13 protein-coding genes are annotated in these 14,156 nt (G+C 71.8%); all 13 read right to left on the minus strand.

Annotation, left to right across the window (positions count from 1 at the left end; translation table 11 throughout):
- Positions 1–182 precede the first annotated feature (182 nt).
- Positions 183–917: an aspartate/glutamate racemase family protein gene (locus ABEA42_RS02035; protein WP_345500808.1), complete on the minus strand. Its 735-nt coding sequence runs from the start codon at positions 915–917 to the stop codon at positions 183–185.
- Entirely contained in the window at positions 914–2,461 is a 1,548-nt protein-coding gene (locus ABEA42_RS02040; RefSeq protein WP_345500809.1) for an NCS1 family nucleobase:cation symporter-1, read from the minus strand. Before ABEA42_RS02040 ends, ABEA42_RS02035 begins: the two co-directional genes overlap by 4 nt.
- A 98-nt stretch (positions 2,462–2,559) precedes the next feature.
- Positions 2,560–3,249: a GntR family transcriptional regulator gene (locus ABEA42_RS02045; protein WP_345500811.1), complete on the minus strand. Its 690-nt coding sequence runs from the start codon at positions 3,247–3,249 to the stop codon at positions 2,560–2,562.
- Positions 3,250–3,303: 54 nt separating this feature from the next.
- Positions 3,304–4,146 carry a bifunctional allantoicase/(S)-ureidoglycine aminohydrolase gene (locus ABEA42_RS02050; protein WP_345500813.1) on the minus strand — a complete coding sequence of 281 codons (843 nt, stop codon included), beginning with the start codon at positions 4,144–4,146 and terminating at the stop codon, positions 3,304–3,306.
- Complete coding sequence (allB, locus tag ABEA42_RS02055; RefSeq protein WP_425571969.1) at positions 4,143–5,540, minus strand: allantoinase AllB; 1,398 nt, start codon at positions 5,538–5,540, stop codon at positions 4,143–4,145. Before allB ends, ABEA42_RS02050 begins: the two co-directional genes overlap by 4 nt.
- A 14-nt stretch (positions 5,541–5,554) precedes the next feature.
- Positions 5,555–6,436 (minus strand): fumarylacetoacetate hydrolase family protein, encoded by an 882-nt coding sequence (locus ABEA42_RS02060; RefSeq protein WP_345500815.1) that lies wholly within the window; start codon positions 6,434–6,436, stop codon positions 5,555–5,557.
- Positions 6,437–6,447: 11 nt separating this feature from the next.
- Entirely contained in the window at positions 6,448–7,578 is a 1,131-nt protein-coding gene (locus ABEA42_RS02065; protein ID WP_345500816.1) for a glycerate kinase, read from the minus strand.
- 7 nt (positions 7,579–7,585) lie between these two features.
- Entirely contained in the window at positions 7,586–9,364 is a 1,779-nt protein-coding gene (gcl, locus tag ABEA42_RS02070) for a glyoxylate carboligase (protein WP_345500818.1), read from the minus strand.
- A gap of 73 nt (positions 9,365–9,437) precedes the next feature.
- Positions 9,438–10,322, minus strand: coding sequence for a 2-hydroxy-3-oxopropionate reductase (locus tag ABEA42_RS02075; protein ID WP_345500819.1), 885 nt, complete (start codon positions 10,320–10,322; stop codon positions 9,438–9,440).
- 27 nt (positions 10,323–10,349) lie between these two features.
- Positions 10,350–11,183 carry a hydroxypyruvate isomerase family protein gene (locus ABEA42_RS02080; RefSeq protein ID WP_345500821.1) on the minus strand — a complete coding sequence of 278 codons (834 nt, stop codon included), beginning with the start codon at positions 11,181–11,183 and terminating at the stop codon, positions 10,350–10,352.
- A gap of 158 nt (positions 11,184–11,341) precedes the next feature.
- Positions 11,342–11,665 carry a hydroxyisourate hydrolase gene (gene uraH / locus ABEA42_RS02085; RefSeq protein WP_345500823.1) on the minus strand — a complete coding sequence of 108 codons (324 nt, stop codon included), beginning with the start codon at positions 11,663–11,665 and terminating at the stop codon, positions 11,342–11,344.
- Positions 11,665–12,159, minus strand: a complete 495-nt coding sequence (gene uraD, locus ABEA42_RS02090; RefSeq protein ID WP_345500824.1) for a 2-oxo-4-hydroxy-4-carboxy-5-ureidoimidazoline decarboxylase — start codon at positions 12,157–12,159, stop codon at positions 11,665–11,667. Before uraD (ABEA42_RS02090) ends, uraH begins: the two co-directional genes overlap by 1 nt.
- Positions 12,156–14,090 (minus strand): 2-oxo-4-hydroxy-4-carboxy-5-ureidoimidazoline decarboxylase, encoded by a 1,935-nt coding sequence (gene uraD / locus ABEA42_RS02095; RefSeq protein ID WP_345500825.1) that lies wholly within the window; start codon positions 14,088–14,090, stop codon positions 12,156–12,158. Before uraD (ABEA42_RS02095) ends, uraD (ABEA42_RS02090) begins: the two co-directional genes overlap by 4 nt.
- Positions 14,091–14,156 lie beyond the last annotated feature (66 nt).

Below are 14,156 nucleotides of genomic sequence, written 5' to 3' on the forward strand. Positions count from 1 at the left end.
CGTTGGGGTCCATCATCCACCAGCCCGTGCGGGCGGGTGCATGGTTGCGGTGCGTGGGGCGGGCCGTCGGTTATCCATGCAGAACAACGGTCGCCGGAGGTGCTGACGACGGTAACCTCAACAAACTGTTGATTCAAGGGTTTCGTGGACCCGGTTCCGCGATGTGGGACCGGGTGGCCCCCTCACCGCCGGCCGAAGCCGGCCAGCAGGCCCGTGTACGCCTTGGGGGGCGGTGGCGCGAGCTCCCCGTGGGTCGACGGGCGAAGGCCCTGCCGGACCAGACCCTCGGCCATCACGGTCGCCGCGGCCACCCCGTCGACGACCGGCACGCCCAGCTCTGCGGTGAGCAGCTCGGGCAGCCCGGCCATGCCCGCGCAGCCGAGCACGATCGCGTCGCTGCCGTCCTGGGCCATCGCCGTCTTCGCGAAGGCGAGGATCACGCCGTACGTCCGGTCGCGGTCCTCCTCGAGCTCGAGGACGGGGATGTCGCAGGCGTGCACCCCGGCGCACTGGCGCTCCAGGCCGTAGACGCGCGCGAGGTCCCACGCACGGCCGACGGTCCGGCTCAGCGTCGTCACGACGCTGAACGAGCGGCCCAGCAGCGACGCGGTCTTCATCGCGGCCTCGGCGATGCCGATGACCGGCCTGGACGCCACCTCCCGGGCGGCGTCCAGGCCGGGGTCCCCGAAGCAGGCCAGGACGAAGGCGTCCGCCTCGGCGTCCTCGCGGATGACCTCGAGCAGGCCGGGCACCGCGAGCGCCTCGTCGTAGTGGCTCTCGATCGACGCGGGGCCCATGGCGGGCGTCCGGCCCGTCACCACCGTCCCCGGGCCGGCGACCCGTCGGGCCTCGCCCTCGATGAGGGCGGTCATCGACGAGGTGGTGTTGGGGTTGATGACGCTGATCCGGATGGTCACTTGACGCACGTCTTCTGGTCGAGCGGGCGGTCGGAGACACCCATGCGGGGAGCGAGCAGCGCGTAGGCGACGAAGCCGACACCGCACCCCATGAACCAGCTGTAGTCGTCGAGGACCTTGGCCCCGGGGACGAAGACGACGGCCAGGGCGCACAGGGCCGCGAGGGCCGTGGCCCAGATGGCGGGCGGGTTGTAGCCGCGCTTGTAGTGGTAGGCGCCGGACGGGTCGAGCGTGAACAGGTCGTCGACGCAGACGCGCTGCTTGTGCACGACGTAGTAGTGGGCGATGAGCACCCCGAAGAGCGGGCCGATGAACGCGCCGAGCGTGTCCAGCGTGTAGTGGATCGTCTCGGGGCTGTTGTAGAGGTTCCACGGGGTCAGCAGCACCGACCCGACGGCGGCGATCATGCCGCCCATCCGCCAGCTGATCTTCTGCGGCGCGACGTTGGAGAAGTCGAACGCGGGGCTGACGAAGTTGGCGACGATGTTGATGCCGATGGTGGCGGTCGTGAAGGTCAGGGCGGCCAGCACGAGGGCGTAGGTGTTGTCGATGTGGCCGACGGTCTCGACCGGGTCGGTGATGAGCTTGCCGTAGACGGGCAGCGTCGCCGCGGCGGTGAGGACGGTCAGCAGGGAGAAGAAGACGAAGTTCACCGGCAGGCCCCAGAAGTTGCCCTTCTTGACGGCCTCGAAGGTGCGGCCGTAGCGGGAGAAGTCACCGAAGTTGAGCATCGGACCGGAGAAGTAGGACACCACCAGGGCGGTCGCCGCGAGCATGGTGGTGAACACCTGGGTGCCGCTGAGGCTGTGGTCCGACAGGTTGAGGTCGACGCTCCAGCCCGCCTTGGAGAGCAGGTAGACGCACAGCGCGATCATCACGACGTACACCGCCGGGCCGGCGAAGTCGATGAACCGTCGGATGGTGTCCATGCCGGTCCAGAACACCGCCGCCTGGGCCACCCACAGGATCGCGAACGTGACGTAGCCGAGCGCCGACAGGCCGAGGAAGCCGTGCTGGCCGACGTTCGACCAGGGCTCGAGCCCCGGCCAGATCCGCACGAGCAGGATGTCGAGCGAGGCCGAGGCGAGGTAGGTCTGGATGCCGTACCAGGCCACGGCGATGAGGCCGCGGATGATCGCGGGGATGTTGGCGCCGAGCACGCCGAACACCGAACGGCAGATCACCGGGTAGGGGACGCCGGTGCGCTGGCTCGGCTTGGCGACGAGGTTGCAGAAGAAGAGCACGATCGAGATGCCGACGATGAGGCAGACGAACACCTGCCAGCTCGTGAGGCCGAGCGCGAACAGGCTGCCTGCGGTGATGTAGCCGCCGACGCTGTGCACGTCCGACATCCAGAACGCGAAGATGTTGTACCAGGACCAGTTCTGGTCCTCCAGCGGTGCGAGGTCCTCGTTGGCCAGGCGCGGGTCGTAAGCGGGCTTGATCAGCCCGGTCCCCGCTCCGTGGTCGTGGGGGCCGTGGTGCGTCGCGTAGCCGGCGGCCTCGGCGGCGGACTCGGTGAGCGGCTGCTGGATCTGGGTCATGCTGACCTCCCGGTCTGAAGTTGCTCAAACCCTAGGGAGACAACGGTTTCCGGGGAATGTCGTGAACCGTATATCTGCGTATATCTGTTGCGCCGCGGTTAACTCTGGCCGCCGCGCGTCACGGCGGCGCACAGTCGCTCGTGGTGGGCCAGCGCGGTCTCCCGCAGCCGGTCGGCATCGCGCGCGACGAAGGCCGCGAGCATCTCCTCGTGGTCGGCCCGCATGTCGGCGCGCTCGGCCTCGGTGGTCCGCATCATCGTCTGCACGGGCTCGGTGACGTTCCAGGCGATGTCCAGCATGTGCAGCAGGCGCGGCATGCGGCACGGCTCGAGCAGGGCCATGTGGAAGTCCCTGCTCGCCCGCTGGAAGCCGTCGGCATCGGCCGCCTCGACCGCCGCGCCCATGCGGGCGTGCGCCTGCGCGGCCCGCTCGTGGTCCGCAGTGCCGGCGTTCCTGACCGCGGCGTCGAGGGCAGCCGCCTCGAGCGCGCCCCGCACGACGTACAGCTCGTCGATCTCGGCCGGGCTCAGCTGGGTCACGGTGTAGCCGAGCCGTGGCTGGTGGTCGAGCAGCCCCTCACCCAGGAGGGTCTTGAGCGCCTCCCGGACGGGGATGAGGCTGACGCCGAAGAACGCAGCCACGTCGTCCAGCGGGATCGGGCTGCCCGGGGGCACCTGCCCGGACGCGATGACCCGGCGCAGCTCCGAGAGGACCTGGGGCCCGGAGACGTACCCGTCCGGGCGCACGAGCAGGCCGACGATCCCCGACCGTCGACGCGGCTGGGTCATCGCACCTCCTCGAGGTCGGGTTGCTGCGGCTGGAGTCCGCCGACTCCCCCCGGGTCAGACCAACTGCCTGCTCAGCACCGCGTGCCGGTTGACGTCCTTGTAGAGCAGGTAGCGGAAACGCCCGGGACCTCCTGCATAGCAGGCCTGCGGGCAGAACGCCCGCAGCCACATGAAGTCACCCTCCTGCACCTCGACCCAGTCGTTGTTGAGCAGGTAGACGGCCTTGCCCTCGAGGACGTAGAGCCCGTGCTCCATCACGTGGGTCTCGGGGAACGGGATCGCCCCGCCCGGCTCGAAGTTGACGATGTTGACGTGCATGTCGTGGCGCACGTCCACCGGGTCGACGAACCGCTGGGTGGTCCAGGCGCCGTCGGTGTCGGGCATCTCGCGGCCCTCGACGTCGGCCTCGTTGGTCACGAACGCCTCGGGCACGTCGATGCCGTCGACCCGCTGGTAGGCCTTGCGGACCCAGTGGAAGGTCGCGGCCTCGTCGCCGGTGTTGCGCAGGGTCCAGCGCTGCCCCGGGGGCAGGAACGCGTAGCCGCCCGGCGCCAGCCGGTGCTCGTCGTCGTCGAGCGTGAGCGTGAGGCTGCCGGCCACGACGAACAGCACACCCTCTGCGCCGGGGTCGCCCTCGGGCCGGTCCGACCCGCCTCCGGGCTGGACCTCGACGATGTACTGCGAGAACGTCTCGGCGAAGCCCGACAGCGGCCGCGCGATCACCCACAGCCGGGTCTGCTCCCAGAAGGGCAGCTGGCTCGTGACGATGTCGGTCATCGTGCCGCGCGGCAGCACGGCGTAGGCCTCGGTGAACACCGCGCGGTCGGTGGTCAGCTGCGTCTGCGGCGGCAGGCCCCCCTTGGGCACGTGGTACCGGGGCGGGGTGGGGGCGGTCATGGCTGTCCTCTCCTCAGGAGCTGCCCGCGCGGGGCGGCGTCGGTGTCGACGGGTGTGCCGTGCAGCCAGGTCTGGCGCACGACCCCGGTGAGCTCGCTGCCGGCATACGCCGACACGGGGTTCTTGTGGTGGAGCGCGGTGACGTCGACGGTGAAGCGCTCGTCGGGCGCGAAGACCACGAGGTCGGCGGTGGCGCCCACCTCGATCCGGCCGCGGTCGTGCAGGCCGACCTGGTCGGCGGTGTTGCGCCCCATCCAGCGGACCACGTCGACGAGGTCGTGGCCGCGCCGGCGCGCCTCGGACCAGATCGCGGGCAGGCCCAGCTGGAGCCCGGCGATGCCGCCCCACGCCTGGGCGAAGTCACCCACGTCGAGGAGCTTGAGGTCGGCCGTGCTGGGCGAGTGGTCGGACACGATGGTCGCGATGGTGCCGTCGGCGAGACCCTGCCAGAGCCGCTCGCGGTTCTCGTGCTCGCGGATCGGCGGGCAGCACTTGTACTGCGTGGCGCCGTCGGGGATGCCCTCGGCCTCCAGCGTGAGGTAGTGCGGGCAGGTCTCGACCGACAAGGCCAGGCCCTCGGCACGGGCCCCGGCCAGCACGGGCAGGGCGTCGGCGTCGGAGAGGTGCAGGATGTGCGCCCGGCCGCCGGTGTCGCGCACGGCGTCGACGACGGTGCGGATGGCGCGCTCCTCGGCCTCGCGCGGGCGTGAGCCGAGGAAGTCGGCATACGCCCGACCGCCCGGCGACACCGACGCGTCGATCACCTCCGCGTCCTCGGCGTGCACGATGAGCAGCCCGTCGAACGACGCGATCTCGGCGAGGGCCTCCCGCATCTCCGGGGTCGTGAGGTGGGGGAACTCGTCGACCCCCGAGTGCAGGAGGAAGCACTTGAACCCGAAGACCCCGGCGTCGTGCAGCGGCGCCAGGTCGGCGACGTTGCCCGGGACCGCGCCGCCCCAGAACCCCACGTCGACCCACGACTGGTCGCGCGCCACGTCCTGCTTGGTGCGCAGGGCGTCGACGGTCACGGTGGGCGGGATGCTGTTGAGGGGCATGTCGATGATCGTGGTGACGCCGCCGGCTGCCGCAGCCTTGGTGGCGCTGGCGAAGCCCTCCCACTCGGTGCGACCCGGCTCGTTGACGTGCACGTGGGTGTCGACCAGGCCCGGCAGCAGCACCTCGTCGGGCGCCAGCTCCACCACGCGCGTGCCGTCCGCGACCTCGGCGTCGTACGGGTCCACCGCCACCACCCTGCTGTCGGCCACCACGACGGTGGCCGCCACCTCGCGGTCGCCGACCACGGCCCGTCGGGCCCGGAACGCCACCTGCTCGGCCACGGGGATCCTCTCGCTCGACGGCGGCGCCGGGGTGCCCGGCGCGCGACTGCCTGCCATGTAACCAGTACCGGTCATCCTGCCGCTGCCTCCTCGTCGAGGGCGATGGTTCCGTACCCGGGGTCGACGACCCTGGTCCGTTGCTGCCCGAGGACTCCGCCGTCCGCCTCGACCACCTGTCCGTGCCGCAGGTAGGGGCGCGGCTCGGGCCGGCCCATCGCGACACCGGCCGGGGTGCCGGTGAGCACCACGTCGCCGGCCTCGAGCGTCATCAGGCCGCTGGTGTAGCAGAGCAGCTCGCCGATCCCGAAGACCATGTCGCAGGGGCTGCCGTCCTGGCGCAGGTCACCGTCGACGGAGAGCCGCAGCCGCACCCCGCCCACACCCGGCGACCCGAGCTCGTCCGGCGTCACCAGCCACGGGCCGAGCGGGCAGAAGGTGTCGGCCGACTTGCCCTTGGTCCACGTCCCGCCGCGCTCGAGCTGCAGCGCGCGGTCGGAGACGTCCTGGGCGAGGACGTATCCCGCCACGGCGGCGAGCGCGCGGTGCGGGTCGCACTCGCCGCGCAGGTCGCGCCCGAGGACCACGCCCAGCTCGACCTCGTAGTCGGTCGTGGTCGAACCGGGGAGCATGACCACGTCGTCGGACGGCCCGCTGACCGACGTGGGCGACTTGAGGAAGACGACCGGCTCGGCCGGCAGTGGCATCCCCGCTTCGGCCGCGTGGTCGCGGTAGTTGAGCCCGATGCCGACGACCTTGCCGGGGCGGGCGACCGGCGGACCGAACCGCAGGGTGCTCGCACCCGGCGGTGGGGCGAGGCCGGGCAGCGTCGACGGGTCGAGGTCGGCGAGCGAGGCGAGGAACGCCGCGTCGACGTCCTGGGTCAGCCCTGCCAGGTCGAGCAGTGCGCCGTCGGCGGCCACGACCACCGGCCGCTCCGCGCCGGGTGCACCCACCCGGGCGACCCTCATGACGCACCACCGAGGTGGTCGCGGGCGATCCGTGCCCCGATCCGCTCCAGGAGCGGTCCGGGTCGTTCGAACGCCTCGCGCTCGTCGCCGGCCTCGGCCAGCAGCGGGTACGCCGCGCCGATACCGGCCGCGCGCAGGGTCGCCTCGTCGAGGGCGACGCGACCTGCCACGGCGACGACGGGGACGCCCTTGTCGCGGGCCATGGCGGCGACGGCCGTGGGGGCCTTCCCGCGCAGGCTCTGCACGTCGAGGGAGCCTTCGCCCGTGATGACGAGGTCGGCGGCGCACACGGCGTCGGCGAGCCCCGTCAGCCCGGCCACGAGGTCGGCGCCGGCCTGCATCCGGGCACCGAGGACGGCGAGCAGGGCGAACCCCACTCCCCCCGCGGCTCCGGCGCCCGGCTGGTCACGCAGGTCACGCCCCGTAGCCTCGGCCACGACGTCGGCCCATGCCGACAGCGCCAGGTCGAGGGTCTGCACGTCGTCGGGGCCGGCCCCCTTCTGCGGGCCGTAGACGGCCGCCGCGCCGTGCGGGCCGGTCAGCGGGTTGTCGACGTCGCACGCGACGACCAGCTCTGCGTCGGCGAGCCCGGGGTGGAGCTCGGAGAGGTCGAGCGACACCACCTCGATGAGGGCTCCCCCGCCCGCGTGCAGCGCCCGGCCGCGCGGTCCGCTGACCCGGGCGCCCAGCCCCTGCAGCATCCCCGCCCCGCCGTCGGTGCCGGCGCTCCCGCCGATGCCGACGACGACCCGGCGACAGCCGGCGTCCAGTGCCGCGGCCACGAGCTCGCCGGTACCGCGGCTGGTGGCGGTGAGCGGCGCGAGCCCACCCTCCCCCAGCCGCGCGAGTCCCGACACCTCGGCCAGCTCGACCACCGCCTCGTCCCCGCGCCGCCCGTAGGAGGCCCAGCACGGCACACCGGTCGGGCCGGTCGCACGCACCGGCACCCGCTCGAACCCGGCGGCCTCCGCCGCGGCCAGCGTCCCGTCGCCGCCGTCGGCCACGGGCACGACGGTCACCTCGACGCCCGGGACGACCGAGCGGAGGCCCACCTCGAGGTGGGCCGCCACCTCGGCGGCGGTGAGCGTGCCCTTGAACTTGTCGGGGGCGAGCAGGACGCGGGGCACGGCCGCCTCAGTCCAGGTTCGCGAAGACGGCGGTCGGGGCGTGGTCACCGTGCTCGGCGAGCTCCTCGAACTCCGTGACGTTCGCGATCGAGGTGCCCATCGACACGTTGGTGACGCGCTCGAGGATGACCTCGACCACCACGGGCACGCGGTACTCGTGGGCCATCACCTGCGCCTTCTCGAGAGCCGGGAGTATCTCTTCGGGCTCGGTGACGCGGATCGCCTTGCAGCCCAGTCCTTCCACGACCTTGACGTGGTCGACGCCGTAACCCCCGACCTCGGGGCTGTTGAGGTTGTCGAAGGACAGCTGCACGCAGTAGTCCATGTCGAACCCGCGCTGGCTCTGGCGGATGAGGCCGAGGTAGGCGTTGTTCACCAGGACGTGGACGTAGGGGACGTTGAACTGCGCCCCGACCGCGAGCTCCTCGATCATGAACTGGAAGTCGTAGTCACCCGAGAGCGCGACCACCGTCTCGTCGGGGCAGGCGGTGGCGACACCGATGGCCGCGGGCACGGTCCAGCCGAGCGGGCCCGCCTGGCCGGCGTTGATCCAGTGCCGGTCCCGGTAGACGTGGAGCAGCTGGGCCGCCTGGATCTGCGACAGCCCGATCGTCGAGACGTAGCGGACGTCGCGGCCGAACGCGCGGTTCATCTCCTGATAGACACGCTGCGGCTTGATCGGGGTGACGTCGAAGCTGGTGCGCCGCAACAGGGTGCGCTTGCGCTGCTGGCAGGCGTCCGCCCACTCGGAGCGGTCCTTGAGGCGGCCGGCGTCGCGGCGCTCACGGGCAGCGGTGACGAACAGCTCGAGGGCCGCCTTCGCGTCAGAGACGATGCCGTAGTCGGGCGCGAAGACCCGGCCGATCTGGGTGGGCTCGATGTCGACGTGGACGAACGTGCGCCCGGCTGTGTAGGTCTCGAGGTCGCCGGTGTGGCGGTTGGCCCAGCGGTTGCCGATCCCGAGGACGACGTCGGACTCGAGCATCGTGGCGTTGCCGTAGCGGTGGCTGGTCTGCAGGCCCACCATCCCGGCGTTGAGGCGGTGGTCGTCCGGGATGGTGCCCCAGCCCATCAGGGTCGGCACCACCGGGACACCGGTGAGCTCCGCGAGCTCGACGAGCAGGTCGGCCGCGTCCGCGTTGATGACACCGCCACCGGCCACGATGAGCGGCCGCTCCCCTGCCTCGAGCAGGTCGAGCGCCTTCTCCACCTGCGCGCGGGTCGCGGCGGGCTTGTAGACCGGCAGCGGGGCGTAGGTCTCGACGTCGAACTCGATCTCGGCCATCTGGACGTCGATCGGCAGGTCGATGAGCACGGGGCCCGGCCGGCCGGAGCGCATGAGGTGGAACGCCTGCTGGAACGTGCCCGGCACCTGCGCCGGCTCCAGCACCGTGACCGCCATCTTGGTGAGGGGCTTGGCGATCGAGGCGATGTCGACGGCCTGGAAGTCCTCCTTGTGCAGCTTGGCGACCGGCGCCTGGCCGGTGATGCACAGGATCGGGATCGAGTCGGCGCTGGCCGAGTAGAGCCCGGTGATCATGTCGGTGCCGGCCGGGCCGGAGGTCCCGACGCAGACGCCGATGTTGCCCGGCTTGGCGCGGGTGTAGCCCTCGGCCATGTGGGAGGCGCCCTCGACGTGCCGGGCGAGCGTGTGGTGCAGGCCGCCGTTCGTCTTCATCGCCTTGTAGAAGGGGTTGATCGCCGCCCCGGGCAGGCCGAAGACGTTGGTCACCCCCTCCTTCTTGAGGATCTCGACGGCCGCTTGGGCCGCGGTCATGCGTGCCATGGTGGTGCTCCTGGTCCGGGGTGGTCTGGGTGCTGTCGGTGTGCCCTGGGGGCGTGGGGCCGGCGGCCTCGGGTCAGCCGGCGAGGCGGCCGGAGAGCCGCTCGACGCCGCGCAGGAGCGCGGAGTGGTCGAGGCCGCCGTCGCCGTTGGCGCGGGCGGAGGCCATGAGCTGGGCGACGAGGGCGCCCAGGGGTACGACGACGCCGGCCTCACGGGCCGCGGAGGTGACGATGCCCATGTCCTTGTGGTGCAGGTCGATCCGGAATCCCGGCGTGAAGTCGTGCTTGGCCATGTTGCCCCGCTTCTGGTCGAGCACCTTCGACCCGGCCAGACCGCCGCCGAGGACGTCGAGCGCCGCCTCGAGGTCCACGTCGTAGGCGTCGAGGAAGGTTACGGCCTCGGCGAGCGCCTGGATGTTGGCCGCGACGATGAGCTGGTTGGCCGCCTTGACCGTCTGGCCCGCGCCGTTGCCGCCGACGTGGACGACGGTCTTGCCGACGCCGTCGAACAACGGCTTGGCCTCCTCAAAGTCGGCGCCGTCGCCGCCGACCATGATGGACAGGGCGGCGTTCTTCGCCCCGGCCTCGCCACCCGACACCGGGGCGTCGAGGAGGCGGAAACCCTTCTCCTTCGCGGTCTTCGCGAGCTCCGCGGTGACGTCGGGCCGGATGCTCGAGAAGTCGATGACGAGGGTCCCGGGCTTCGCACTGTCGAAGACCCCGCCCTCCCCGGTGAGGACGTCCTGCACGTCGGGGCTGTCCGGGACCATGACGGCGACGACGTCGACGTCCTCGACCGCCTCGGCGACCGAGCCGGCGGCGCGGCCCCCGGCGTCCACGAGGGGCTGGGTCTTGTCGGGGTGCAGGTTGTAGCCGACGACGTCGTGCCCGGCCTGCTGGAGGTGGACGGCCATCGGGCTGCCCATGATGCCGAGGCCGATGAAGGCGATGCTGGTCATGTCGTTCTCCTCGAAGGGTTGTCGTCGTCAGTTCGCGTGGCGGCGCTCGCGGGGGAGCCACGCCAGGCTGTCGGGGGTGGACGCGGTGGTGGGCTTGTACTCGAGGCCGACCCAGCCGGCGTACCCGCGCCGGGCGAGGTGGCCGAGGTGCCGTTGCAGGTCGAGCTCGCCCGTGCCGGGCTCGCCGCGCCCGGGGAAGTCGGCCACCTGCACGTGGAGCGTGCGTTCCGCGTACGCGGTGATGGCCGCCTCCACGTCGTCGCCGTTGGCGGCGAGGTGGAACAGGTCGAGCAGGAACCCGACGTTGACCGCACCCGTGGCACGCACGTCGTCGACGACGGCGACGGCGTCGGCCGCGGTGCGCAGCGGGTAGGGCTTCGGACCGCTCACGGCCTCGACGAGGACGCCGGCGCCGATCCGGTCGGCCGCCTTGGCCGCGAGCGCGATCGACTCGCGGCCGAGCTCGTCCTGCTGCTGCGGCGAGGCGCCGTCGACGCGGTTGCCGAAGAGGGCGTTGAACGCCTGGACACCGAGCTGCTCACCGATGCCGACCGTGACGTCGACGTTGTCGCGGAACTGCTGGACCCGGTCGGGGACCGAGAGCACCCCGCAGTCGGGGCCGGCGAGGTCGCCGGCGAAGAAGTTGAGCCCGACCAGCCTCACCCCCGCGTCGCGCACCGCCGCCACGAAGGCGTCGACCTCGGTGTCGGAGGGGACCGGCTGGTCCGGCCAGGGCCACCAGAACTCGACCGCGTCGAACCCGGCCGCCTTCGCCGCCGCAGGGCGCTCGAGCAGCGGCACCTCGGTGAAGAGCAGCGAGCAGTTGGCCTCGTAGCGCAGTCCGTGGTCGGGAGTCGTCATGGCGTTCAGTCCGATCTGTTTTCCGTATTGCGGAATTTGTTTTCCAACTAGTGAGAGGTTATGAGGAGGCGGCGGACGCCGTCAACGGTCGGCACCCGCTGTCTCACGCTCCGGCCCGGATATATCCGGGCGTCAGCGCCACGCGGTCCGCGACCGGCTCAGCTGCCCCGGTAGGTGCTGTAGCCGTAGGGGTTGAGCAGCACGGGCACGTGGTAGTGCGGGTCGCCCGTGACGGTGAACACGACGACGACCTCGGGGTAGAACCCGGGCACTCCCCGGGCGGCGAAGTAGCTCCCGGAGGCGAACCGCAGCCGGTAGTCCCCGGGCTCCAGGCGTTCCGGGCCGATCGACGCCACCCGCCCGTCGCCGTCGGTCACCCCGTCACCGATCGCCGTGCCGTCGAGGCCCTCGAGGACCACACCGATCCCGGCGGCGGGCCGGCCCAGGCTGGTGTCGAGGACGTGCGTGGAGAGGGTGCTCATCACGAGACCACCTGTCGGAGTCGGAGCAGCGCGATCTCGCGCAGCTGGGTGACGGTCTCGGCGCGCTCGGCGTCGTCGTCGTTCTCGAGCCGGCGCCGCAGCTCCGCCAGGATCTCGGGAGCCGACCGGCCGGCGGCCCGGATGAGGAACACCCGGTCGAACCGCTCCTCGTACGCGGCGTTGCCGGCGGCGAGCTCGCGCGCGACCCCGTCGTCCGACGGGTCCACCCCCGCCTGCTCGCGGGCGCTGAACGCCGCGTGGTGCTGGGGGCTGGAGGCCCGCTCACCGATCCGGGGGTGGCCGGCGAGCGCGGTCGCGAGCTCGTGGTCGTCGAGGTGGGCGGCCGCGGTGGCGGCCGCCTCCTCGAGGGCCGGCCAGTCGGCGTACGGGCGCTCGTCGCGCACCGCGGCCACCCAGCGGGGCACCGGCAGGCACGCGGCCAGCCGCTCGTCCACCTCCTCGGGCGGAAGGGCGTTGAAGTCCTCCAGGCTCATGGGCTCTCCAGGGACCGGGTGCGGGCGGAGTGGATGGGGTTGGCGTCGGCGACGAGGTCGTCGAAGCGGTACCCCGCGATCTTGGCAGTCTCCACCAGCGCGGCGGCGTGCTCCTGCGCCGGCGAGTTGGCCAGCCGCTGCCACCCGGTGCGGACCACCTGGTCGAAGGAGTCACGGTCGCGCACGCAGGTGACGAGGGGGAAGCCGAAGCGCTCGCGGTACCGGGTGGTGAGCTCCGAGAGCTCGCCGTGCGCCTTCTCGTCGAGGCGGGTCAGGCCGAGGCTCGACTGGTCGCGCAGGGAGTCCTCGCCCTCGCCGCCCTCGGCCACGCTCTCGGCGCCGAGGTCGGGGTAGGCGTCGATGAGGGCACGCTGCTCCTCCTCCGTCGCGGAGAACAGGGCCTCCTGGAAGGAGCGGCGCAGGTCGATGGTGTCGGCGAACGGGCGCGAGTCATAGGCCCGCTCGACCGCCCACCGCGGCCCCTGGAACAGGCCACCGAACGTGTCGACGAACTCCTCACGGGTCATCTCGTTGACCTGCGACAGCCGCACGAGCCGGCCCGGCGCCCCCGCCACGGCAGGGCCGCGGTCGGAGCCCACGTGGTGGAACAGCAGGTTGAGCACGATGGCCGTGATCGACCCCAGGGTGATGCCGGAGCCGAGGATGATCTGCGCCCAGCTCGGGACGGCCTTGGCGACGTCGGGCTGGGCCGTCACGTACATCGCCAGGCCGACGCTCGTCGCGACGATCACGACGTTGCGGTGGTCGTGGAAGTCGACCCGGGAGAGGGTCTGGAAGCCGACGACGGCGACCGTGGCGAACATCGCCAGCGCGGCACCGCCGAGGACCGGGTGCGGGATGCCGGCGACGATCGCGCCGGCCTTGGGGATGAGGCCGATGACGATCATGATCAGGCCGGCCGTGGCCACGACGTAGCGGCTCTTGACGCGGGTGAGCCGCACCAGGCCGACGTTCTCGGCGAAGCAGGTGTAGGGGAAGGAGTTGAAGACACCGCCGATCGTGGTGGCGAGGCCGTCGGCCCGCAGGGCGCGGGCGATGTCCTCACGGCCGATCCGCTTCTCGACGATCTCGCCGGTGGCGAAGACGTCACCGGTGGTCTCGACGGCGGTGATGAGCATGACCACGACCATCGAGATGATCGCGGCGACCGAGAACTTGGGCCAGCCGAAGTGGAACGGCGTGGTCACGCCGATCCAGCCGGAGCCCGCGACGCTGTCGAAGTGCGCGTCACCGAGCGCCCAGGCCACGAGCGTGCCGACGACGAGGCCGACGAGGACGGCCACGGTCGCCATGAAGCCCTTGAAGATCCGCTGGATGGCGACGATCAGGGCGAGCGTCCCGAGCGCGTAGGCGAGGTTGCGGCCGCTGGTGGGGTCGAGCGTCGGGCCGGCACCACCGGCGGCGTCGGCTGCGGCGACCGGCAGCAGCGCCAGGCCGATGATCGTGATCACCGAGCCGGTGACGACCGGTGGGAAGAACCGGATGAGGCGGCTGAAGTAGGGCGCGATGAGCAGCGTGAACAGGCCCGCGACGATGACCGCGCCGTAGATGACGAGCAGCCCGTCCGTGCCACCACCGGCCGCGAGGCCGATCGCGATCATCGGCGACACCGCCGTGAACGTCACGCCCTGCAGCAAGGGCAGCCGCACTCCCACCTTCCAGAACCCCACCGACTGGATGATCGAGGCGATGCCGCAGGTGAACAGGTCGGCGTTGATGAGGTGGATGAGCTCCTGGGTGCTGAGCCCGATCGCGCTGGCCAGCAGGATCGGGACGATCACCGCGCCGGCGTAGAAGGCCAGCACGTGCTGGAAGCCGTAGACGGCCAGCTTGGGGACGGGCAGCACCTCGTCGACGGGGTGGCGCGAACGTCGCGGGGAGGGAGCGGGTCGAACGGTGGCTGCACTCATGACAGGCACCTTCCTGTGTTCGGGAGGGAGGGTGGAGCGGGTGGTCGAGCGATTGCGTTGGAGCAG

Origin of the sequence: Pedococcus ginsenosidimutans (assembly GCF_039544395.1) — a bacterium.
GTDB lineage: Bacteria > Actinomycetota > Actinomycetes > Actinomycetales > Dermatophilaceae > Pedococcus > Pedococcus ginsenosidimutans.